This is a genomic window from Microbispora hainanensis (genome assembly GCF_036186745.1).
GTDB lineage: Bacteria > Actinomycetota > Actinomycetes > Streptosporangiales > Streptosporangiaceae > Microbispora.
The window spans coordinates 3,863,401-3,886,120 of record NZ_CP108086.1; the positions used below are offsets into that span (position 1 = coordinate 3,863,401).

The 22,720-nt window shown below is 72.4% G+C and carries 21 protein-coding genes; 13 read left to right on the plus strand and 8 right to left on the minus strand.

Annotated elements, in window-relative coordinates; genetic code table 11:
- Positions 1-63 precede the first annotated feature (63 nt).
- From OHB01_RS18205 to OHB01_RS18220, 4 genes are read left to right on the plus strand one after another with little or no spacing between them, the layout of a single operon-like run.
- Complete coding sequence (locus tag OHB01_RS18205; RefSeq protein ID WP_328855717.1) at positions 64-990, plus strand: DUF3068 domain-containing protein; 927 nt, start codon at positions 64-66, stop codon at positions 988-990.
- Between the two features lie 21 nt (positions 991-1,011).
- A complete protein-coding gene (locus tag OHB01_RS18210; protein WP_147944573.1) occupies positions 1,012-1,944 on the plus strand; it encodes a decaprenyl-phosphate phosphoribosyltransferase in 933 nt (310 codons plus the stop codon).
- Complete coding sequence (locus tag OHB01_RS18215) at positions 1,923-3,281, plus strand: FAD-binding oxidoreductase (protein ID WP_328855718.1); 1,359 nt, start codon at positions 1,923-1,925, stop codon at positions 3,279-3,281. The genes OHB01_RS18210 and OHB01_RS18215 overlap by 22 nt, the downstream gene beginning before the upstream one ends.
- Positions 3,282-3,315: 34 nt before the next feature.
- Complete coding sequence (locus OHB01_RS18220) at positions 3,316-4,065, plus strand: decaprenylphospho-beta-D-erythro-pentofuranosid-2-ulose 2-reductase (RefSeq protein WP_142648202.1); 750 nt, start codon at positions 3,316-3,318, stop codon at positions 4,063-4,065.
- Positions 4,066-4,108: 43 nt separating this feature from the next.
- On the opposite strand, the gene OHB01_RS18225 is transcribed toward OHB01_RS18220, so the two are convergent.
- The gene (locus OHB01_RS18225) at positions 4,109-5,263 is read right to left on the minus strand and encodes a S1 family peptidase (protein ID WP_142648203.1); all 1,155 of its coding nucleotides are present in this window, start codon (positions 5,261-5,263) and stop codon (positions 4,109-4,111) included.
- Between the two features lie 234 nt (positions 5,264-5,497).
- Complete coding sequence (locus tag OHB01_RS18230; RefSeq protein ID WP_142648204.1) at positions 5,498-6,460, minus strand: LysR family transcriptional regulator; 963 nt, start codon at positions 6,458-6,460, stop codon at positions 5,498-5,500.
- A gap of 248 nt (positions 6,461-6,708) precedes the next feature.
- Here OHB01_RS18230 and OHB01_RS18235 point away from each other — a divergent pair, with 248 nt between their 5' ends.
- Both OHB01_RS18235 and OHB01_RS18240 read left to right on the plus strand, forming a co-directional pair.
- Positions 6,709-7,824, plus strand: coding sequence for an NAD(P)H-dependent flavin oxidoreductase (locus tag OHB01_RS18235; RefSeq protein ID WP_142648205.1), 1,116 nt, complete (start codon positions 6,709-6,711; stop codon positions 7,822-7,824).
- A 280-nt stretch (positions 7,825-8,104) separates the two neighbouring features.
- On the plus strand, positions 8,105-9,298 hold the full coding sequence (locus tag OHB01_RS18240; RefSeq protein ID WP_328708204.1) for a damage-control phosphatase ARMT1 family protein: 1,194 nt from the start codon (positions 8,105-8,107) through the stop codon (positions 9,296-9,298).
- Positions 9,299-9,302: 4 nt separating this feature from the next.
- Here the strand turns inward: OHB01_RS18240 and OHB01_RS18245 are convergent, their stop codons facing one another.
- Entirely contained in the window at positions 9,303-10,799 is a 1,497-nt protein-coding gene (locus tag OHB01_RS18245; protein ID WP_328855719.1) for a hypothetical protein, read from the minus strand.
- A 95-nt stretch (positions 10,800-10,894) separates the two neighbouring features.
- Positions 10,895-11,710 carry a crotonase/enoyl-CoA hydratase family protein gene (locus OHB01_RS18250; protein ID WP_328855720.1) on the minus strand — a complete coding sequence of 272 codons (816 nt, stop codon included), beginning with the start codon at positions 11,708-11,710 and terminating at the stop codon, positions 10,895-10,897.
- Positions 11,711-11,919: 209 nt separating this feature from the next.
- Here OHB01_RS18250 and OHB01_RS18255 point away from each other — a divergent pair, with 209 nt between their 5' ends.
- Genes OHB01_RS18255 through OHB01_RS18275 form a run of 5 tightly spaced genes read left to right on the plus strand, consistent with a single transcriptional unit; the run spans position 11,920 to position 18,191 of the window.
- Entirely contained in the window at positions 11,920-13,467 is a 1,548-nt protein-coding gene (locus tag OHB01_RS18255; protein ID WP_147945281.1) for an acyl-CoA synthetase, read from the plus strand.
- Entirely contained in the window at positions 13,457-14,380 is a 924-nt protein-coding gene (locus tag OHB01_RS18260; protein WP_328855721.1) for a Zn-ribbon domain-containing OB-fold protein, read from the plus strand. Before OHB01_RS18255 ends, OHB01_RS18260 begins: the two co-directional genes overlap by 11 nt.
- Positions 14,377-15,402, plus strand: a complete 1,026-nt coding sequence (locus tag OHB01_RS18265; protein WP_147945283.1) for a lipid-transfer protein — start codon at positions 14,377-14,379, stop codon at positions 15,400-15,402. Before OHB01_RS18260 ends, OHB01_RS18265 begins: the two co-directional genes overlap by 4 nt.
- 8 nt (positions 15,403-15,410) lie before the next feature.
- Entirely contained in the window at positions 15,411-16,559 is a 1,149-nt protein-coding gene (locus OHB01_RS18270) for a thiolase domain-containing protein (protein WP_142648212.1), read from the plus strand.
- A 36-nt stretch (positions 16,560-16,595) separates the two neighbouring features.
- Positions 16,596-18,191: an acyl-CoA synthetase gene (locus OHB01_RS18275; RefSeq protein ID WP_142648213.1), complete on the plus strand. Its 1,596-nt coding sequence runs from the start codon at positions 16,596-16,598 to the stop codon at positions 18,189-18,191.
- Here OHB01_RS18275 and OHB01_RS18280 read toward each other — a convergent pair.
- The 4 genes from OHB01_RS18280 to map form a co-directional block, all read right to left on the minus strand.
- Positions 18,158-19,165 carry a hypothetical protein gene (locus OHB01_RS18280; protein ID WP_328855722.1) on the minus strand — a complete coding sequence of 336 codons (1,008 nt, stop codon included), beginning with the start codon at positions 19,163-19,165 and terminating at the stop codon, positions 18,158-18,160. The genes OHB01_RS18275 and OHB01_RS18280 overlap by 34 nt on opposite strands.
- The gene (locus tag OHB01_RS18285) at positions 19,162-19,920 is read right to left on the minus strand and encodes a VC0807 family protein (RefSeq protein ID WP_328855723.1); all 759 of its coding nucleotides are present in this window, start codon (positions 19,918-19,920) and stop codon (positions 19,162-19,164) included. Before OHB01_RS18285 ends, OHB01_RS18280 begins: the two co-directional genes overlap by 4 nt.
- Positions 19,921-20,072: 152 nt before the next feature.
- Entirely contained in the window at positions 20,073-20,711 is a 639-nt protein-coding gene (locus OHB01_RS18290; protein ID WP_142648215.1) for a LysE family translocator, read from the minus strand.
- Positions 20,712-20,793: 82 nt separating this feature from the next.
- The gene (map, locus tag OHB01_RS18295) at positions 20,794-21,561 is read right to left on the minus strand and encodes a type I methionyl aminopeptidase (protein WP_142648216.1); all 768 of its coding nucleotides are present in this window, start codon (positions 21,559-21,561) and stop codon (positions 20,794-20,796) included.
- Positions 21,562-21,616: 55 nt separating this feature from the next.
- Between map and OHB01_RS18300 the strand changes: the two genes are divergently transcribed.
- Positions 21,617-21,892, plus strand: coding sequence for a helix-turn-helix domain-containing protein (locus OHB01_RS18300; protein WP_142625059.1), 276 nt, complete (start codon positions 21,617-21,619; stop codon positions 21,890-21,892).
- 296 nt (positions 21,893-22,188) lie between these two features.
- Positions 22,189-22,719: a hypothetical protein gene (locus OHB01_RS18305; protein ID WP_142648217.1), complete on the plus strand. Its 531-nt coding sequence runs from the start codon at positions 22,189-22,191 to the stop codon at positions 22,717-22,719.
- Position 22,720 lies beyond the last annotated feature (1 nt).

The window sequence follows — 22,720 nt, forward strand, 5'->3', positions numbered from 1 at the left end:
ACAGCGAAATAGGAACGTGTTTCAGGACAAATAGGTAGTATCTGGCCTGCCCCAGGAGGAGCGATGCGCCGCGGATTGGGAGTGGTCCTCGTAGGACTCGGGGCGTTCCTCGTCGTTCTCGCGCCGCTGCTGAGATTCCAGGTCGCGGACAAACTCGTGCAGGCGCCGGCGAACCAATACAGCGTCACGCGGCTGACCGCCGAAAACGCCCGCTACTTCAGCATGCGCGACCTGAAGGTCCTCACCGGCACCCTCGACATTACGGTCACGACCAGGGGCGATGTCAGGGAGTCCAAGGACGACCACGTCGTGTGGGACCAGTTCACCAACGCCAACGACGTGACGAACAACAATCCGCAGATCTCCATGACGCAGTTCCGCAGCGCGTTCAACAAATACAACGGCCAGGGCGTCACCTGCTGCGGCACGAGCGTGAACAGCGGTTCCGGCGCGGAGCCGGTGCAGTTGCAGGGCCAGATCTTCCTGTTCCCGTTCGGCGTCGAGAAGAAGACCTATCAGGTGTTCAACACCGATACCCGCAAGGCGTACGACGCGACGTTCGACGGCGAGGACACGATCGACGGCCTGCCGGTCTACCGGTTCGTGCAGAAGATCCCGCCGACGCCCGTCGAGCAGCTCAGCGCGCCCGCCTCCGTGCTCGGCATGAAGGGGACGGGCGACATCCAGGTCGACCGTGTCTACGACGGCGTGAACACCTTCTGGGTCGAGCCGACCACCGGCGTCCCGGTCAAGCAGGAGCAGCAGCGCCACGAGGTGCTGAAGACGGCCGACGGCGTCGAGCGCATGCCCGCCCTCATCGCCACCGCCTCGTTCACGCCGCAGACCATCGGCGAGCTCGTCAAAACGGCCCGGGACAACATCGCCCAGATCACGCTCATCAAGACGACGCTCCCCCTGGTGTCGCTCATCCTCGGGCTCGCGCTCGCCGTCGTCGGAGTGTGGCTGCTGCGGCCGGGCCGCGCGGACTGACCCGGGAAGCCGGCCGACCCCGTGAAGCGGGACAGCGTCCTGCACCCGCCGGTGGCGGCGCCTCCGGCGGGCACGCCCTCCCGGCGCTCCCGCGCGGCCGGGCTGGTGCGGGCCTGCCGGCCCCGGCAGTGGCTCAAGAACGCGCTCGTCTTCGCCGCTCCTGCCGCCGCCGGCGTGCTCACCACCGGGGCGGGGCTGCGTGGCTCGCTCGTCGCGTTCGCCGCCTTCTGCCTGGCCGCCGCCGGGTCCTACCTCTTCAACGACGCGGCCGACGTGGCCGCCGACCGGCGCCATCCCCGCAAGCGGCTGCGCCCGATCGCGGCCGGGATCGTGTCCGTACGGCTCGCGCGGACGGCAGGCGCGGTGCTGCTGGCGGCCGGCCTGCTCGTGGGGCTGGCCGGTGGGTGGCCGCTCGCCGCCGTCGTCGCCGCCTATCTGGCGCTCACCTTCTCCTACACCCTGTGGCTCAAGCACCAGCCCGTGGTGGACCTCGTCGCGGTGGCCGGCTGCCACGTCGTGCGCGCGTACGCGGGGGCGGTCGCCGTGGCCGTGCCGGTGACGAGCTGGTTCCTGGTCGTCGTCTCGCTCGGCTCGCTGCTGCTGGTGGCCGGCAAGCGCGAGGCCGAGCTCCGCGCCGGGCCGCAGGACGGCCAGGTCGCCCGGGCCACCCTGGAGACGTACACCGCGAGCTACCTCGGCCACGTGCGCGTCATGGCCTCGGGAGCGATGATCGTCACCTACTGCCTGTGGGCGCTCCAGGAGCACACCGGATCGGCCAGGGCGTTCTGCGCGCTCAGCATCGTGCCGTTCGTGCTGGTCGTGCTGCGGCACGCGCTGCTCGTCGACCGCGGGGTGGGCGAGGAGCCCGAGGAACTGCTGCTGCGCGACCGCCCGCTCCAGGTGTTCCTCGCGCTGATGCTGATCCTGCTGGCATGCGGTATCCAACTGGCATGACGACGCCGCTGACGGGATGGGGGCGCACCGCGCCCACGCGGGCGACGGTGGTCCGCCCGCGCACCGCCGAGGAGGCCGCGGAGCTGGTGGCGAAGGCGGGCAGGCGCGGCGTCGTGGCCCGCGGGCTCGGCCGCGCGTACGGCGACGCCGCGCAGAACGCGGGCGGGCTCGTGCTCGACTGCACGGCACTTGAGCGGTCATGGCGCGTCGACTCCACCGGGCTCGTCACCGCGTCGGCGGGGGTCAGCCTGCACGACCTCATGACCGCGCTCGTGCCGCGCGGCTGGTTCGTGCCGGTGACCCCCGGCACCCGCTATGTCACGGTCGGCGGGGCCGTCGCGGCCGACGTGCACGGCAAGAACCACCACGTGGACTCCTCCTTCGGCGCCCATCTGCGGTCGCTGCGCCTGCTCACCGCCGACGGCGTCGTACGTACGCTCGGGCCGGGCGACGACCTGTTCTGGGCAACCGTGGGCGGGATGGGGCTGACCGGGATCGTCGTCGAGGCGGCCTTCCAGTGCGTGCCGATCGAGACGGCGTGGATGCGGGTGGACGTCGAGCGCACCCGCGACCTCGACCAGACCCTGGAGACGATGGCCGCGACCGACGACGGGCATCGCTACACGGTCGCGTGGATCGACCTGCTGGCGCGGGGCGGGCGCATGGGCCGGGGCGTGCTCACCCGTGGTGACCACGCCGCGCCCGGCGACCTGCCCGCCCGCGCGCGGGCGAACCCGCTCGCGTTCGCGCCGCGGCCCCTGCTGTCCGCGCCGCCCTGGGCGCCCGGCGGCCTGCTCAACCGGGCCACGGTGCGGGCCTTCAACGCCGCCTGGTACGGCAAGGCGCCCGCCGCCCCGCGCCGGATCGTCCAGGGCATCGCGCCGTTCTTCCATCCCCTCGACGGCGTGGCCGGCTGGAACCGGATGTACGGCCCGCGCGGCTTCGTGCAGTACCAGTTCGTGGTGCCGCTCGGGGCGGAGGACACGCTGCGCCGGGTGGTCGAGCGGCTGTCCGGCGCGGGCGTCGTGTCGTTCCTGACCGTGCTGAAGAGGTTCGGGGCGGGGACGCCCGGCATGCTGTCGTTCCCGATGCCGGGGTGGACGCTGGCCCTGGACATCCCGGCCGGGCAGCGCGGGCTGGCCGCCATGCTGACCGAGTTCGACGGCTGGGTCGCGGCGGCCGGGGGGCGGCTCTACCTGGCCAAGGACTCCCGGATGTCGGCCGCCACGATGGCCGCGACCTATCCGCGGCTGGGGGAGTGGCGGGAGATCCGGCGCCGGGCCGACCCGGACGGCGTCTTCGTCTCCGATCTCGCCCGTAGGCTGCGGCTGTGCTGAGTTCTGTGCTGGTTCCGTCGTCGTGGGAGTGGTCGTGAGAAACGCGCTGGGCTCGGTCGACACCGTCCTGCTGCTCGGCGGGCGCAGCGAGATCGGCCTCGCCATCGTGGAGCGGCTGGTCCGGCGGGGCGCCCGCCGGGTCGTGCTCGCCGCTCGGGGCGGGACCGCGCCGGTGGAGGAGCTCGAACGGCTCGGGGCCGAGGTCCACGTGCTCGACTTCGACGCCGCCCGGCCGGAGACGCACGCCGGCCTGATCGAGGAGGCCGCCGCCAAGGTGGGCGACCTCGACGTGGTGATCCCGGCGTTCGGCGTACTCGGCAGCCAGGCGGTCTATGACGCCGACCCGGTGGCCGCCGCCCGCGACGTCGCCGTCAACTTCGGCGGCCACGTCTCCATCGGCCTGGCCGCCGCGCGGCGGCTGCGCGAGCAGGGCCACGGCACGCTCGTCGTGCTGTCGTCGGTGGCCGGGGTGCGGGTGCGGAAGGCCAACTTCGTGTACGGCTCCGCCAAGGCCGGGCTGGACGGCTTCGCCCAGGGGCTGGCCGACGCGCTGCACGGCTCGGGGGCCCGGGTCGTGGTCGTCCGGCCGGGGTTCGTGATCGGCCGGATGACGCGGGGGATGACCCCCGCTCCGATGTCGGTGACGGCGGCCGAGGTCGCGGACGGCGTGATGGAGGCCCTGGACACGCGGAAGGTGACCGTGTGGGTGCCCGCGCGGCTGCGGCTCGCGTTCGCCGTCATGCGGCTGCTGCCCCGCCCCATATGGCGGAGGCTCCCCCGCTGACCCCGTGCCGGGCCGGCGGGAGAGCCTCCTGTGATCGGCCGGATCAGCCGGTGACGAGTGTCAGCCCGTAGACCGACAGGGCCTCGTTGACGGGCTGGAAGTACGTGGTGCCGCCGACGGTGCAGTTGCCCGAGCCGCCCGAGGTCATGCCCTGGGCCTGGTTGCCCGAGATGAACGAGCCGCCGGAGTCACCGGGCTCGGCGCAGACGTTGGTGCGGGTCAGGCCGCTCACCGTGCCCTGGGAGTAGCGGACGCTGGCGTTGAGCTGCTGGACGGTGCCGCAGCGCCAGCCGGTGGTCGAGCCGGAGCGGCAGATCGACGAGCCGACGGGGGCCACGGACGAGCCCTTCACGGCCACGTTGCCGCCGCTGTAGTTGTTGACCCAGCCCGTGGGCGTCCAGTTGCTGTTGACCGCGACCCACGAGTAGTCGTCGCCAGGGAACGAGGAGCCCTGGAAGGTGCCCTGCGCGATCCGGTTGTAGCCGGTCGTGGTGTTGCCGGCGCGGCCACAGTGGCCGGCGCTGACGAAGCCGTTCGTGCTTCCCTTGCGTACGGAGAAGCCGATCGAGCACCGGGCCGAGCCGTTGATGTAGTAGGCGTCGCCGCCGCGCACGTCGTAGTAGGTCTGCGGCTGCTCGCTGGACTGCTCGACCCGTACGGCCGACGTGTCGGCGCCGCTGGCCGCCACGAACGCCTCGGCCTCGGCGGGGTTGGACGACAGCACGACGACGCTGTTGCTGCGCACGTCGACGTACCAGACGGGGGTGGAGGCGGGCGCACTGGCGGCGGCCCGGTCGAGCGCGGCCTCGGTCGACTCGAGCGCGGCGAGGCTGCGGCCGACGATCTTCGGCTGCGCGCCCGCGGCCAGGATCGCACCGGCCTTCGAGGCGTCGGAGGTGGCGACGATGAAGCTCTCGGAGGTGGTGCCGGTGACCCAGGAACCGGCGTAGGCGTCGCCGATCGCGGCCCGGACCTTGGCGTCGGCGGACATGGCCTTGGCCTCGTTGGCCAGGCGGGCGTCGATCTGGGCGGGGGTGAGCCCGAGGTCGCGCTGCATGGCGTCCACCAAGGCGGGCGGAGGCTTGAGGCCGGAGGAGGCGGGAGAGTCGTTCGGCTCGGCCACGGCGGGGGTGGCGACCGTGGCGAGGGCCGTGACGGCCAGAGCGCATCCGGCGAGTACGGTGCGTCTGTGGAGCATGTGGGGCTCTCCTTGTCTCTGGGGGTGCCGTCAACGTAACCGACCTCCGCTCTCCGGTGGATCTATCAGTTCGCCCCTATCACCGAGTTATGGAACCGCCCTCGCGAGAGGATTCGCTGGCCCGAAATTGGCCGCTCCCGCACCACGCCCGCGGGAGCATTCCGAAATAGCCCTTTCGTACGCCGTCATTCATGACGGAATTCGCCGGTCGTGCGATTTCGGTCGGGGAACCGCTCAGGGAACCGCGCCGTATTCGGGGTTGGTGGCGAGCCAGTCGGCGTAGCGGGCGCTGCGCCGCACCGCGTCGGCGTACGCGGCCCGGGCGTGCGCGGCGACGACGGGGGCGGCGGCCCGCGCGCCGATCGAGTCGGCGTGCCAGCCGAGCAGATGCCGCCAGCGCAGCGGCGCGCCGGCGAGCGGCATCATGACCAGCCCGGCGGTGAGCCGGAAGGTGGCCTGGCACAGGGCGACCGCCTTGCCCACTCCGACCAGGTGCAGGCAGGTCGCCACGTCCGTCTCGTAGATGGACTCGGGGACGAACCCGGCCCGGGCGCAGGCGGCGGCGAAGCAGTCGGCGAAACAGCCGTCGCCGGGGGCGACCGTCCAGTGCTCCTCGGCGAGGCTCGACAGCTCCAGTTCCTTCTCTCCCGCGAGGGGATGATCCTCGGACAGGAGCACGAAGACCGGATCGGTGCCGACCGTGGTCCAGTTCATCGATTCGGCCGGGGGAGGCGGGCTGTCGCCGCACGTTCCGAGCAGCACGAAGTCGAGCCGGCCCGCGACCGCGAGCGAGGTCAGCTCAGCGGCCGACCACGAGGTGCGGGTGGTGACGGGGATGCCCGGCTGGTCGGCGGTCAGACGCTCGACGAGCCCGCCGAGTATGGGCCCGTTCGTCGCGCCCAGACGATAGCCGGGCAGCTTGACGGAGGTGTTGGCGAACCTCACCGCGTCCTCCTGGAGGTCCCGTACGGCGGGCAGCAGCACCCGGGCGCGGGCGAGCACCATCTCGCCGAGAGGAGTGGGCCGGGCGCCGTTGCGGTCGCGTTCGAACAGCGGACCTCCGAGTGATCGCTCGATGCGCTTGAGCTGCGCGGTGAGCGACGGTTGGGCGAGGCCGAGCCGGGTGGCCGCTTTCGTGACGCTCCCGGCTTCGGCGACCGCGTGCACGATTCTCAGATGGCGGATCTCCAGATCCATAGAGGGACGGTACGACCCTCGTGTTATGGCCGCAATCCCGCATTGTCATGAAATCTGACTTTGGCCCGTGAGCTGTCGTCACCGCTGTGACGGGTGGTGCGGCTGGGGCGTCGGCCGTGGCGTGAAACGCGTTCTCGCCTGGGCTTTCTCCCGCCCTCCGGGGAATGGTTACCGACTGGTAGGAACCTGTCGGGCGCGGCTTATTAGAACGCGTTGCAGTTCGGTGGGGGCCGTCGTACGTTCGAGGCATGCGGACACGTGTCACCGACATGTTCGGAATCGAGTTCCCCATCTTCGCCTTCAGCCACTGCCGGGACGTCGTCGCCGCGGTCAGCCGCGCCGGCGGCATGGGCGTGCTCGGCGCCCTGTACTTCACCCCGGAAGAGCTCGAGATCGAGCTGAAGTGGATCGACGACCACGTGGACGGTCGTCCGTACGGCGTGGACGTGGTGATGCCCGCCTCCTACGCGGGCGCGGACCTCGACGTGGACACTCCCGCAGAACTGGTGGCGCGGCTGCAGGGGATGATCCCGCAGGGGCACCGGGCCTTCGTGGAGGATCTGCTGGCCCGGCACGGCGTGCCGCCGCTCGACGGCGCCGACTCCGGCAAGGTGCTGCTCGGCTGGACCGACGCGACCGCCCGGCCGCAGGTCGAGGTCGCGCTCCGGCACCCCATCGCGCTGCTCGCCAACGCCCTCGGCCCGCCGCCCGCGGACGTCGTGGAGCAGGCGCACGCCAAGGGCGTGCAGGTGGCCGCGCTCGCCTCCACGCCCCGCCACGCGATCAAACAGGTCGAGGTCGGCGTGGACGTCGTCGTGGCGCAGGGCACCGAGGCCGGCGGCCACACCGGGGAGATCTCCACGATGGTGCTGATCCCGCAGGTGGTGGACGCGGTGGACGTGCCGGTCCTGGCCGCGGGCGGCATCGGGTCGGGCCGCCAGATGGCCGCGGGCATGGCGCTCGGCGCCGAGGGCGTGTGGACCGGCTCGATCTGGCTGGCCGTGGAGGAGGCCGACACCTCCGAGACCGTACGGCGGCGCATCATCGCGGCCACCTCCCGCGACACGGTCAGGTCGCGGAGCTGGACCGGCAAGCCCGCCCGCCTGCTGAAGAACGAGTGGACCGACGCGTGGGAGTCGGCCGAGTCGCCCGGCACGCTGCCGATGCCGCTGCAGTTCATGCTGATCTCCGACGCGCTGCGGCGGATCAGCAGGTCGGACGCGACCGAGCTGGCCACGTTCCCGGCCGGGCAGATCATCGGTGCGATGAACCAGGTCAAGCCGGCCAGACAGGTCGTCTTCGAGATGGTGGAGGAGTACATCGAGGCGATGGAACGTCTCGGCCGCATGACCGGCGACGGCTGACACCGCGAGCGACGGCTGACGCGGTGAGCGGCGGCTGACGCGGTGAGCGGCGGGTCCCCTCGCGCGTCCGTCCCCTGGAGAGAAGGACCCCGCACCCCGATCGGCCGCCTCACCGGCCAACGCCAGCTCCCGCTCCGCCCCCACCACATCACCCGTACGGGCACGCAACTGGGCCCTGCCAGGCCCGGTTGTCCCCACGCCTGCCCCCGCCTCCCTCGGTCGCCCGGCCGCTGCGATTTACTGGCGGTGCCGTTCCGCGAGCAGAGGGAGGACGCCGGGGATGAGTGGTGCCCGCGACGAGACCGTGGCTGAGGCCCTGCCAACCCCGCCGCCGATCATGGGGAACGTCCCCGGCTCCTACGCGCTGAGCGTCTTCAGGGAGCGGCACCCGGTGCTCGTCCGCCAGGTCGCGGAGGCGCTGCCGTACTCGCCGGACCGGCGGCGCGCGCTCGACCGGCTGCTCGACGAGGTCGTGCGCGACGTCATGGAGCCGCTGGAGCCGTCGGCGCACGACGCCGCGGCCTGGGCCGAGTGGGGACGCGGCAAGATCGGCCGCCCCTATGTCGACGTGCCCTTCCTGTGGGGGGAGAGTTACTTCTATCGGAAGGTGCTCGAAGCCACCGGATATTTCGGTGACGGCCCGTGGCGCGGGATCGATCCGTTCGGCCCGATGAAGCAGGCCGAGCTCGATGGCCCGGACGTGGACGGTGAGCTGGCGGCGCTCGACGAGACCGCCGCGCTCTCCCCGGCCGAGCGGGCCGACGCGCTGCTGCTCGGCTCGCTCTGGGGCAACCGGGCGGACCTGTCCTTCGGCGTCACCCTCACCGGTGACCGGGAGAAGGCCGCGGACCTGGTCGTGGACGACCGCCCGCTGCTGTGGTCGCTGGTCGAGGCCGCCGCCCCGGGGAGGATCTGCCTGGTCGCCGACAACGCGGGGCGCGAACTGCTGCCCGATCTCGTGCTGGCCGACGATCTCCTCGCCTGCGGGCTCGCGGGCGAGGTCGTCCTGCACGTCAAGCCCTATCCGTACTTCGTGTCCGACGCCACCCCCGCCGACGTGCTGGCGTGCCTGCGGCGGCTCGCCGCGGCGCCCGGCCGGGCCGCAGAGGCGGGCGCCCGCCTCTGGGACGCCATGGAGGAGGGACGCCTCACGCTGCGGGCGCATCCCTTCGCCTGCGCCCCGCTGCCGTACGCGGAGATGCCGGACGACCTGCGGGCGGAGTTCGCGTCGGCCTCGCTCACCGTGATGAAGGGCGACCTGAACTACCGGCGGCTCGTCGGCGACCGGATGTGGCCGGCGAGCACGCCGTTCGCCGCGGTCACCGCCTACTTCCCCGGGCCGGTCGTCGCCCTGCGCACGCTCAAGTCGGATGCGCTGGTGGGCGTGCCGGAGCGCGCGCTGGCCGAGCTGGACGCGCCCGGCCGCCCCTGGCGGACCACTGGCACCCACGCCATGGTGCAGGCCCGCCCCTGAGCGACTATCGGCCCTGATGCACGCGCCTGCGGTTGCCGCCGTGGTATGAGCACGAGCCCTGACGCCCGCCCGACATGCTGACTTTGCCGTCGCTGCATTCGATCATGTAGCCCTTGCCCTCCCAGAAATTGGGAATGCAGTGGAAGTACCGGCAGATGTCCGGCTTCGGGTCGGTGATCAGGTCGCCGTCGCAGAAGGTGTATCCGTACGGATTCGCGGGCGCGTCACAGAGCGGGACGGCCTCCGGCATCGGTGCCGCCTCCGACGGTGGTGCCGCCTCCGACGGTGGTGCCGCCTCCGATGGCGGTGCTGTCTCCGGCGGCGGTGCTGTCTCCGGCGGCGGTGCCGCCTCCGACGGCGGTGCCGGAGGTGACTGAGCCGCAGTGATCTCCGCCTGAGCGGGAGGCCGGGGAGAAGGCACTGCCGGCGGTTCCGGAGCCGGTGTACTCGTGACCTCGATCGTCACCGTCACAGCGGGATCCGCAGCCTCCGGCACGGGTTCCGAGGAAGGCGCCTGCGTGATCGTCACCGTCACGACGGGCTCCGCGACGTCGGTCGCCACTTCTGCGGGCGCGAGCGACGGCGCGGGCACGGTCGGCGCGGGCACGGTCGGCGCGAGCACGGTCGGCGCGAGCGCGGATGGCACAAGGGTTGACGGTCGCCCCACCGAGGCGATGGTGACGGGGGCATGGGGAAGCACCTGGCCGATCAGTCCGAGCGTCAGGGCGACCGTGACGAGACCCTGGAGGGCGCGACGTCTCGGTGACGCGCCGCGCGGGCCGAAATACGCCGTTCTCAGCACGCCGAGGGCCGTACGAGCCGCGTGCGGGGCCTGCGCCGGGCCGACGAGGGCGGGTGGCGATGGAAGGAGCGACTGGTGGTGCACGAGCAGGCGTTCGAGATGCGCGACGAACCCCGCACGGTCGCCCATGGCGTCGGCGAGGCCGAGCGCCAGATTGAACCGGAAGCCCACCGACGCCCCCGGATCGAGCACCAGGCCCGAGACGTACTTCCGGTTGCCGACTCTCATCAGGGTGGACGACGTCGGGAGGTCGTGAGCCAGGCCGGTGAGCTTGGCGAACGCCCACTCGCGGTTGTGCCTGCTGCCGTGGAAGACGACGCGCTGGTTCGTCACGGACACCGCGCCGATGTCGCTGACGTTCGCCTGCGCCGGCGGCGCCTGCCCGGCCGCCCAGGTCAACTCCGGCAGGCTCGCGTAACCGGGGGGAGGCAGCGCGGGCTGATGCCGCAGCTCGATCAGCCGTGCGCCGGGAGCGTTCCAGAGAAGCGTCTCCCCGCGCCGCATTCGGAGCGAGGGCGGGACGTCGCCAGGGGGTCGGCCGCGGTATGTGCGAGCGCTCGCGAGCATGTGGCGTAATTCGACGTCGGCACGCCGCCAGGCGGCCAGCGCCGCCTCATACGGCCGACGGCGGTGCTCGTTCTCCCGCTGGGCCCATCGTCCCCGCCGCCCTGGATCGTCCGAGGGCCCGTTCGTCGCCACGCGACCTCCTCATCGATGCGCGACCGCTTCGCGCGAACAGCACCCCCGAGACGGGCAAGTCAATCATCGATGAGGCGCCGGGCGCCATCGGCCGGCTATCGGCCCTGGTAGACCGGTGGGCGTTTGTCGCGGAAGGCGCGGGAGCCCTCCTTGGCGTCCTCCGAGCCGATGACCGGCCAGCCGATCGCGTCGGACACCTTGAGGGCCTCGGCCTCCGGCATGCCCAGCGTCTCGCGGTAGGCGCGCAGGATCGCCTGCACGGCCAGCGGCCCGCAGGCGGCCACCTGGTCGGCGAGCTCGCGGGCCACGTCGAGCGCCTGGCCGTCCGGCACGACACGGTTGAGCATGCCCATCGTGAGCGCCTCGGCCGCCGTGATCGCCCTGCCGGTGAGCAGCACGTCCATGGCGAACGCGTACGGGATCTGGCGCGGCAGCCGTACGGCGCTGCCGCCCATGGGGAACAGCGCCCGTCGTGCCTCGAACAGCCCGAGCGTGGCGCTCTCCCCGGCGACCCGCAGGTCGGTGCCGACGAGCAGCTCGGTGCCGCCCGCCACGGCGTACCCCTCGACCGCGCACACGATGGGCTTGGACGGCAGCGCCCCGGTGTCGCGCAGCAGGCCCTTCCAGTGGTAGTCGGGGATCTCGGCGGCCCGGCGGCGCACCCGGTCGTCCTCGGACGGCGTGCCCATGGCCTTGAGGTCGGCCCCGGCGCAGAACGTGCCGCCCGCGCCGGTGAGGATGCCGACCCGCACCTCCGGCTCGTCCGAGATGTACTGCCACGCCTCGGCGAGCCCGACCAGCATGTCCTGCGAGAGCGCGTTCCTGGCCTCGGGCCGGTCCATCGTGACGATCACCACGTGACCGTCGCACTCGATGCGGCAGTGCGGGGTGCTGATGGGCAGGAGCTCCACAGGTGTCCTCCGGCTGGGTGGTGTCACCGGCTCGATCAAGCGCTTGTTAGCCATGGCGCGCGGGGTTAGTCTGCCCGCAAGAACTAGAACCGATTCTCGTCTGAGTCGCTCCGCATTGCCAGATCTTGTCAGCGCCGCACCCGCGTGCTTCACTCCGCGACCGCTGACGCCTCCCGGTGGTGCGGCGCGCCCCCATAGGGAGCTGGCATATGGGCTCACTCGGTTTCTGGAGGCTGGCGCAGGCCGACCCGGCGTGGATCGCCGCGGTCGATCCCGATGGCACGGAACACTCCGCGGGCGAGCTGCTCGCCAGGGCCAACCGCATGGTCCACGGCCTGCGTGAGCTGGGCCTGCGCCCCGGGGACGGCATCTGCGGCCTGCTGCCCAACGGCGCGGACGGTCTCGTGCTCTACCTCGCGGCCCTCCAGGCGGGGTGGTACTACACGCCGGTCAACTGGCACCTCACCGGGCCCGAGATCGCTTACATCCTGGCCGACAGCGAGGCCAGGGCGTTCTTCGCCCACGAGCGGTACGCCGCGGAGGCCGCCAGGGGCGCGCGGGAGGCCGGGATCGACACCGGCCGGTGCTTCTCCTACGGCGACGTCGAGGGCTTCCGTCCCGTCGCCGAGCTGACCGACGGCAGGCCGGGCACCCCGCCGCCCGACCGTACGGCCGGGGCGACCATGCACTACACCTCGGGCACGACCGGCAGGCCGAAGGGCGTGCGGCGCGCGCTCACCGGCCTCGACCCCGACGACGCCGCCGAGCTGATGACGGCGCTGCTGCGGCTGTTCGGCGTGACACCGGGCCGCCCGAACGCCCACCTGGTCACGTCGCCGAGCTATCACACGGCGGTCACCCAGTTCGCCGGCACGGCGCTGCACATGGGGCACACGCTCGTCTTCATGGACAGGTGGGACGCCGAGGAGACCCTGCGCCTGTGCGAGCGCCATCACGTGACGAACTCCCACATGGTGCCGACGCACTTCAAGCGGCTGCTGTCGCTGCCCGAGGAGACGCGGCGCGCCTACGACCTGTCGTCGCTGCGGTGGATGATCCACGCCGCCGCGCCCTGCCCGGTGCCGGTCAAGTGGCAGATGCTGGAGTGGTGGGGCGACGTGATCTACGAGTACTACGCCGCCACCGAGGGCGGCGGCACGGTCGCCACTCCCGAGGACTGGAAGAAGCGGCCGGGCACGGTCGGGAAGGCCTGGCCGGGCAGCGAGCTGCTGATCGTGGACGACGAGCTCGCGCCGGTGCCCGCGGGCACGCCCGGCACCGTCTACATGAAGATGGGCATCTCGTTCGAATACAAGGGCGACCCGGAGAAGACCGCCGCGGGCCGCCTCCGGGACTACTTCACGGTCGGCGACATCGGCTATCTGGACGACGACGGCTTCCTTTTCCTCTGCGACCGCAAGGCCGACATGATCATCTCGGGTGGGGCCAACATCTATCCGGCCGAGATCGAAAACGAGCTCATGGCCCACCCGAAGGTGGCCGACGTGGCCGTGTTCGGCATCCCGGACGACGAGTGGGGTGAGCGGATCATGGCCGTCGTCGAGCCCGCGCCCGGCGCCGTCCCCGGGCAGGAGCTGGCCGCGGAGCTCGTCGGTTCCCTGGAGGGCCGCCTGGCCCGCATGAAGTGGCCGAGCGTGGTCGAGTTCATCGACGAGATGCCCCGCGAGCCGAACGGCAAGCTGCTCAAACGCAAGCTCCGCGCCCCCTACTGGGAAGGCAGGGACCGTGCCATCTGAGGAACCGCTCGTCGCCGCCCACGTTCTGGAGTTCCCCGGCGGCTACACGCGTACGACCGGGCCCGTCATCGGGCGTTTCCTCACCGAACTGCGCGACCGGCGGCTGGTCGGGGTCCGTACGGCCGGGGGGCGGGTGCTGGTGCCGCCGCTGGAGTACGACCCGGACACCGGCGAGCCGGTCACCGAGGAGTACGTGGAGGTCGGTCCGGCCGGGACCGTCCAGGCATGGGCGTGGGTCGGCTCGCCGCGCCCCGGCCACCCGCTCGACCGGCCGTTCGCCTGGGCGCTCATCCGGCTCGACGGCGCCGATACCGCCCTCGTCCACGCGGTGGACGCGGGGAGCCGGAAGGCGCTGCGGCCGGGCCTGCGGGTGCGCCCGCGCTGGCGGGCCGCCACCTCCGGGCACATCACGGATATCGAGTGCTTCCTGCCCGAGGTCGCCTCGCTCGTCGCGCCCGTGCGGGCCGAGTATCGCGTCACGCCGGGGCGGGCGCTCACCCGGTTTTTGGAAGGCGTGCGCGACGGGAGGTTCGTCGGCGGCCGGTGCGGCGAGTGCGCCGCCGTCTACGTGCCCTACCGCGTGTCGTGCCCCGCGTGCGGCTCGGTGATCGAGGAGGAGGTGGAGGTCGCCGACACCGGCACGGTCACCACCTTCGCCATCAACAACCTGCCCGACCCCCGGGCCCCCGAGGTGCCGTTCGTCTCCGCGTACGTGCTGCTGGACGGCGCGGACACGCCGATGATCGCGCTGATCGGCGGGGTGCCGGCGCACGAGGTGCGGCAGGGCATGCGGGTGCGGGCCGTGTGGCTGCCGCCCGAGGAGCGGACGCTGTCGATGGCCAACGTGAAGTGGTTCGAACCGACCGGGGAGCCGGACGCCGACCTCGACGAGTCCGCCGGGGGTGCCCGATGAGGGACGTCGCGGTCGTCGCCTTCGCCCAGACCGTGCACACCGGCCACGACGCCGGGCCGGCCGAGCCGGAACTGCTGCTGCCGGTGATCGACGAGGTCAAGCGGGCGACCGGGCTGAAGAGGTTCGGCTTCACCTGCTCCGGCTCGTGCGACTACCTGGCCGGGGCGCCGTTCTCGTTCGTCTCGGCGCTCGACGCGGTCGGCGCCTGGCCGCCAATCAGCGAGAGCCACGTCGAGATGGACGGCGCCTTCGCGCTGTACGAGGCGTGGGTGCGGCTCCAGCACGGCGACATCGACACCGCCCTGGTCTACGGCTTCGGCAAGTCGTCGATGTCGGACATCCGGGAGATCATGACGCTCCAGCTCGACCCGTACTATCTGGCGCCGCTCGGGCTCGACCAGGTGTCGTACGCCGCGCTGCAGGCCGCCGCGGTGAACGCGGACCGGGCGGCGCTGGACGAGATCGTACGGCGCAGCCGGGCCGGCGGCCGGGCCAACCCGTACGCCCTCGACCTGCCCGACCCTGCCGGGGAGGAGTTCGAGGTCGAGCCGCTGCGGCCGTACGATGTCGCGCCGGTCACGGACGGGGCGGCGGCTGTGGTGCTGGCCGCGGGCGACCGCGCCCGCGAGCTGGCCGGGCGGCCCGCCTGGATCACCGGCATCGCACACCGCGCCGAGCCCCACTATCTGGGCATGCGCGACCTCGCCCGGTCGGTGTCCACGGCCGAGGCGGGCCGGGCGGCCGGAGTGGGCAAGGGCCCGGTCGACGTGGCCGAGCTGCACACCCAGTTCAGCCACGAGGAGCCGATCCTGCGCGAGGCGCTCGGCCTGTCCGCCGACGTCATGGTCAACCCGTCGGGCGGGCCGCTCGCGGCCAACCCCGTGATGGCCACCGGCCTGATCCGCATCGGCGAGGCGGCCCGGCGGATCCTCGACGGCTCGGCGGACCGCGCGGTGGCGCACGCCACCTCGGGGCCGTGCCTGCAGCAGAACCTCGTCGCCGTGCTCGACCAGTCTCTGTAGGAGTCGCCGTGGGAAACCGCTGTGCCGTCATCGGCGTGGGCCAGACCCGCTACCAGACGAGACGCCGGGACGTGTCGCTCGCCGGGCTGGTGCGCGAGGCCGCCCTGCGGGCGCTGGAGGACGCCGGCCTGACGTTCGCCGACATCGACGCGGTCGTCATCGGCAAGGCCCCCGACATGTTCGAGGGCGTGATGATGCCGGAGGCGTACCTGGCCGACGCGCTCGGCGCGGCCGGCAAGCCGGTGACGCGCGTGCACACGGCGGGCTCGGTCGGCGGCTCGACCGCGCTGGTCGGCGCGTCGCTCGTGCAGGGCGGCGTGCACGGGCGGGTGCTGGTGGTCGCCTTCGAGAAGCAGTCGGAGTCGAACGCCACCTGGGCCCTGACCACGCACCCGCCCTTCAGCGCCTCCCTGGTCGTGGGGGCGGGCGGCTACTTCGCGCCGCACATCAGGGAGTACATGCGCAGGTCGGGCGCGCCCGGCCACATCGGCACGCTGGTCGCGGTCAAAGACCGGCTCAACGCGCTGAAGAACCCGTACGCCCACCTGCGCATCCCCGGGATCGACCGGAAGATGGTCGAGTCGACCCCGATGCTGTGGGAGCCCATCCGCTATCTGGAGACCTGCCCGTCGTCCGACGGCGCCTGCGCGATCGTGCTCGCGGCCGAGGACAAGGTGACCGGCACGCCCGCCTGGATCCACGGCACGGCGATGCGCTCGGAGCCGCTCATGATGGCCGGCCGCGACGTCGTCAGCCCGAGGGCCGGCCGCGACTGCGCCGCCGACGTCTACCGCCAGGCCGGGATCACCGACCCGCGCCGGGAGATCGACGTCGCCGAGGTGTACGTGCCGTTCTCCTGGTATGAGCCGATGTGGCTGGAGAACCTCGGCTTCGCGGCCGAGGGGGAGGGCTGGAAGCTCACCGAGGCCGGGTGCACGGCGCTCGACGGCGACACCCCGTGGAACGCCTCCGGCGGCGTGCTGTCGTCCAACCCGATCGGCGCGTCCGGCCTCATCCGCTTCGCCGAGGCGGCGCTCCAGGTGCGGGGCATGGCGGGGGAGCACCAGGTCGAGGGGGCACGCCTCGCGCTCGGCCACGCGTACGGCGGGGGCGCCCAGTTCTTCGCGATGTGGATCGTCGGAAGCCGCAGACCGTGAGGCAGCTCAGACCCTGACGAGCGGGAGGTCCGCCGGATGGAGTTCAACCACGCCGATCTCTTCGAGGGGCTCGCCGACGCCATCGGGGACCGCGTCGCGCTGGTCTGCGGCGACGACCGCCCGACGTACGCCGAGCTCGACGCCCACGCCAACCGGCTCGCCCACCACCTGGCCGCGCAGGGCGTCGGACGCGGGACGTACGTGGGCATGCAGCTCTACAACGGGGTGGAGTACGTCGCGGCCCTGCTGGCGACGCTGAAGCTGCGGGCCGTGCCGGTCAACGTCAACTACCGGTACGTCGAGTCCGAGCTGCGCTACCTCTACCAGGACTCCGGCATCGCGGCCCTGGTGTTCGACGTGGAGTTCGACGACCGCGTCGCGGCCGTGGCCGCGCGGGTCCCCGGGCTGCGCCACCTCGTCGCCGTCGGCGGCCCCTCCGCAGTGCCGGGCGCGGTGCCGTACGAGGAGGCGGTGGCGGGGCGGCCCGACGGCAGGGACTTCCCGCCCCGGTCCGGCGACGACGTGTACGTCATCTACACCGGCGGCACGACCGGCATGCCCAAGGGCGTGATGTGGCGGTCGGAGGACCTGTTCTTCGCCTTCGGCGGCGGCAACCCGTACGGCGAGCCGCTGAAGACGCCCGAGGCGGTGATCGAGCAGGCGCGCGGCGCGGCGTCGCCGGTCGTCATGATGACGGCGGCCCCGCTGATGCACGGCGCGGCCCAGATGGGCACGTTCATCGCCTGGTGGATGGGCGGCACGATCGTGCACGTCCGCAGGTTCGACGCCGCCGCCGTGCTGCGCGCGATCGAGCGGGAGAAGGTCGTCAGCCTCAACATCACCGGCGACGCGATGGCCCGCCCGATCGCCGAGGAGCTGGCCGCCGGGTCCTACGACCTGTCGTCGCTGTTCGTGCTCAGCTCGACCGGGGCGATCCTCAGCGGGGCCGTGCGCGCCCGGCTGGAGGAGCTGCTGCCCGGCCGGATGATCCTCGACAACTTCGGCTCCACCGAGTCGGGATACACGGCGTCGGGGGTCGAGGGGTCGTCGCCCGAGTCGGGGTTGCGTTATCGGCCCAACGCCGGCGCCTCCGTGACCGTGCTCGACGAGACGCTGACCCCGGTCGAGCCGGGCTCGGGGCGGATCGGCACGGTGGCCAGGGCCGGCCGGATCGCCTTCGGCTACCACAACGACCCGGGCAAGACCGCCCGCACCTTCGTGACCGACGCCCACGGCGTGCGGTGGCTGCTCACCGGCGACCTCGCCACGGTGGAGGAGGACGGCACGATCCGCATCCTCGGCCGCGGATCCCAGTGCATCAACACCGGAGGGGAGAAGGTCTTCCCCGAGGAGGTCGAGGCGGTGCTCAAGGGGCATCCCGCCGTGTTCGACGCCGTCGTCACCGGCATCCCCGACGACCGCTGGGGGTCGCGGGTCGCGGCCGTCGTCCAGCCGTACGACGGGACGACGCCGACGGCGCGGCAGCTCGACGCCCACTGCCGCACCCGGCTGTCGGGCTACAAGGTGCCGCGGACCTACGCGTTCGTCGAGGAGATCGTCCGTTCCCCGGCGGGCAAGGCCGACTACCGGTGGGCCGGTCAGGTGGCCGCCGCGGCGTGTCCGCCGGAGTAGGCGGCGGCGAGGGCGTGGAAGACCTCCTTCGGCTCCCGCCCGCCGTCCTTCAGCAGCCGGACCACGCCGTAGGAGGCCATGTCGAGGTCTGCGCGCGGGTCGGGGTCATAGGCCGTGGTGTAGCCGGCGAAGGTGAACCAGAAGGCGCTGTCCACGCCCTCCTCCTCGAACACCGTGAGCAGGTCCCGCAGGTAGCGGACCTGCTCGCCCTCGTCGCGGCGGTAGTCGCCGTCGAGCCGGGGCGGGGTCGCGGTGTAGTCCACGATGGCCCACGCCATGCCGCCACGTGCGCCCGCTCCCGTGTAGGCGCACGTGCCGAACTCGGTCACCGCCACCGGCTTGCCGAACCGGAAGCGGGAGCGCAGCTCCTCGCGGTAGGTCGCGGCGTTGCGGTCGTCGCGGTAGGCGTCCACCGCGACGATGTCGAACGGGCTCCAGTCGACGTCCTCCCACTCGCCCGAGGCGTACGTCACCCGCCCGCCGAAGATCGCGCGGGCGGCCTCGGCGGTCTCCGCCAGGAAGGGGTTCAGCAGGGTGGGGATCTCGGCGAACCGGGCGTACACCTCGGCGTCCCCCGCGCCGAGCGCCGCCATCCGGTGGAAGAAGGTCTCCCCGGGCAGGAAGCCGGTGCAGAAGATGCTCATCTCGCATCCGGTCACGAGCACCACCTCCGCGCCGTCGCGCCGCAGCTTCTCGGCCCGCTCGGCGCATTCGGCGAAGTACGGCGCGAGCTCCCGCGTCGTCATCTCGCAGGGGAAGGGCGCGAACCACACCTCCAGCCCCGCCTCGGCGGCGTGCCGCGCGGCGACGCTGAGCCGTTCGGGGTGCCCGCCGGTGATGCGTACGGCGGTGCAGTGCAGCTCGTCGGCGATGACGCGCATCTCCGCGCGGACCGTCTCCGGGTCGAACGTCTCCCGGCTGAGCTGCCCGCCCGGGAGGAAACCGGTGTCGTAGTTGATGCCCCTGCCTCTCATCGAGCGTCTCCCCGCACCTCGTTGTTGATCATCCACATGATCGGCCCGGAGCCGAACGCGCCCGCCACCACGAGTCCCACCGCGAGGGCGGCGATCAGCAGCACGTTGGACAGCCAGACCATGGTGGACACCGGCAGCGTGAACGCGCCGATCAGCCGGGCCACGCAGTCGGCGAGCAGCGCCGCGCCCCAGATCCCGGTGAAGCGGCGCTCGGCGCGGCGGAACCTCGCGCCGTTCGCCAGCCGCTCCCAGGCGGCCTCCCGCGCCGCGTTGCCCCGGGTGATGAACGCGCGCATGCCCTGGGTCATCACCGGGCGCGCGGTGAACGCCGTGAGCATCATGAACAGGCTGATCACGCCGCTGAGGGCGGAGTCCTTGGCGATCATCATGCGGGCGTCGCCGGTGACGAAGCTCAGGGCGATGCCCGCCACGTTGACCGCCAGCGTCAGCCCGGCCAGCGCGTTCATCGTGCGGTCGCTGACAATCCCGGCGATCACCCGGACGGCCGGGATCACGCCGCTCACGGCCAGCGCGGTGACCTCGCTCGTGCCGAGCGCGCCGTGCAGGAGGTAGTAGCAGGCCATCGGCGCGGCGACGTCGATCGCGAGCGGCATCAGCAGGGTCCGGAGGGTGCCCCGCCGGGGCTTGCCGGCACTCATCGGGGCGGTCGCCGGGCCGGTCACTGGGCCGGTCAGTGGGCCGGTCACTGGGCCGGTCACTGGGCCGGTCACTGGGGCGGCCAGGGTCTCGGTCATCGGGTCCTCCAGGGGGTCTCCGTGTGCGTTAAGCCTCGCGAAAACCGGAGGAGCCCGACAGATTCAGCGATCCCGATTGCGGCAGTACAAATGTCCTGGGTCTGCCCCGGGTCTGCCCCGGGTCTGTGCTGGGTCTGCCCTCGGGCGGGCTGTCAGAGCTTCTTGGCGCCCTCGGTCGCGAGCGCGGCCACGGCGCCGAGACCGAGGTAGACGACGCCGCTGCCCTGGTCGAGCCGCCGCCGGGCGCGCGCCGAGGAGCGCAGCCGCCCGGCCAGCACCGCGGCCAGCAGGGCGTACGTGCCGTCGCTGGCCATGCCGAGCGCGACCCACACTGCCCCGAGCACGAGCACCTGCGGGGCCACGGGGCCGCGCGCCGGATCGACGAACTGCGGCAGGAACGCGAGGTAGAACATGGCCGTCTTGGGGTTCAGCACGTTGACCACGAACCCCTCGCCGAACAGCCGCCGGGGCGAGGCCGGCTTCACCTCGGTCTCCTCCGCCTCCGTCCGCCGGACGAGCTTGCGGATGCCCAGGTAGAGGAGGTAGGCCGCGCCCAGATACTTCACGACGGCGAACGCTGTAGCCGAGGCGGCGAGCAGCGCTGTGATCCCGAAGGCCGCGGCGGCGATGTGGACGAGCGACCCGGTGTGGATGCCGACAACGGAGACCAGCCCCGCCGTACGGCCCTGGGCCACGCTCCGGGTGACGATGTAGAGCACGGCGGGTCCCGGAACCAGGAGCAACGCCATCGTGGCGGCCGCGAACAGGGCGAGCGTGGGCAGAGTCGGCATGTTCGGATGGTAGGGACACCGGCGCCGTCGCGGCACGTCAATTTAGAGCGCCGTCACGGGCAGTGACTCCAGAGCAGTGGATTCACAGCACGGTCAGCACGCGAGGGCCGTCCTCGGTGACCGCGATGGTGTGCTCCATGTGGGCGGCCCTGCTGCCGTCCGTGCTGTGCAGCGTCCAGCCGTCGCCCGCTGTGTGATAACCGTCCCGGCCCCCGGCGATGAACATCGGCTCGATGGCCAGGGTGAGACCATGCCGCAGGGGATAGCCCCGGCCGGGCCGCCCGTGGTTCGGCACCGACGGGTCCTCGTGCATCCGCCGGCCGATGCCGTGGCCGCCGAAGTCCCTGGGCATGCCATATCCGGCCTCCTTGGCGATCGCGCCGATCGCCGCCGAGATGTCCCCGATGCGGTTGCCCACGGTCGCGGCGGCGATCCCGGCCTCCAGCGCCCTGCGCGTGGTGTCGACCAGCTCCAGGTCACCGGGGCGCGGCGTGCCCACGATGAACGTGACGGCGGCGTCGGCCGCCCAGCCGTCCAGCACCGCGCCGGCGTCGACGCCGACCACGTCCCCGTCCCGCAGCCGGTAGCCGGTCGGGATGCCGTGCACGATCGCGTCGTTGACGGACACGCAGATCACGGCGGGAAACGGGGTCGGCGCGAAGGGCGGCCGATAGCCGAGGAACGGGGAGCTCGCCCCGGCCTCGCGCAGCACCGCCCGCGCCGTCTCGTCCAGGTCCGTGAGCCGCACCCCGATGGCCGCGGCCTTCCGTACGGCGTCGAGCGTGCGGGCCACGACCCGCCCCGCCTCCCGCATCGCGTCCAGCGCGGCGTCGCTCTTGATTTCCACCATGACAATGCCCTCCGGGGGTGGCACCAATAACTATACCGGTATTAGTATCACGGTCATGGTGAGAGTGCCCCTGACCCCCGAGGAGCGGCAGCGGGGGGAGCGGTTCGGCGTCCTGCTCCGGCAGGCGCGCGGCGAGCGCAGCATGGTCGAGGTCGCGGCGGCGGCCGGGCTGTCGGCCGAGACGCTGCGCAAGATCGAGACCGGCCGCGCGCCGACCCCGGCCTTCTTCACGGTCGCCGCGCTCGCCGCCGCACTCGGCCTGTCGCTGGACGAGCTGGCCGCCGCCTGCGCGGAGGGTCCCCAGACCGGCGAGTTCCGCCAGGCCGGCTGACCCGCGACGGCTTGCTCGTCGCGCCTCGCGCGGCGGCTTGCTCAGTGGCTTGCTCAGTGGCTTGCTCGGTGGTTTGCTCGGTGGTTTGCTCTGGCGGCGCTGAATCTTTCACCGGCCGGGTGTCCGTGTCCGGGGGCGTTTGCCCCAGGTGAACGGCCCGTCGCGGGCCCCTCCGGGTGGCCGCCGGGGCGGCGGTTCCTGTACAGGCCGCGTGGCAGATCGGACGCTGTGAGCATCGCCGACGATCAACGGCAGCCGGCCCGAGGCGGCCGGTCGGCTCACCACGGAGGTGCCCGATGCGATTCCCCCACGGCCGGTTACGTCGCCCGGCCGTCCTCGCGGCCGTCGTGGCCGCCGCGTCCGCGGTGACCGGGCTCGTCCCGGGCACGGCCGACGCCGCGCCGCGCGGATCGGCCGCCGTCGCCCGCCTGCTGCCGAGTGCGGTTCCCACTCCGACGCCGACCCCGACCGTGAGCGCCACGCCGTACGTCATGGTCACACCCGCCCAGGTGGTCGTGCCCGAAGGAGGCTCGGCGCTCATCTACGTGCGGCTCAGCGACCGGCCGTCGTACGGCTGGGTGACCGTCGACAGCCAGCGGCTGTCCGGCGACTCGGACCTGTCGATCGGTCCCCGGCTGCTCTTCCCCGCGGACCGGTACAACGAATGGCAGGCGCTCCTCGTCTTCGCCGAGGAGGACGACGACGCGACGGACGGCACCGCCACGTTCGAGTCCAAAATCAGTCAGCTGCCGGGCACCGGCGTCGCGGTGTGGAGCGCCAAGGAGCTGGACAACGACGCCGCCACGCCGTCGCCGGCACCGAGCTGAC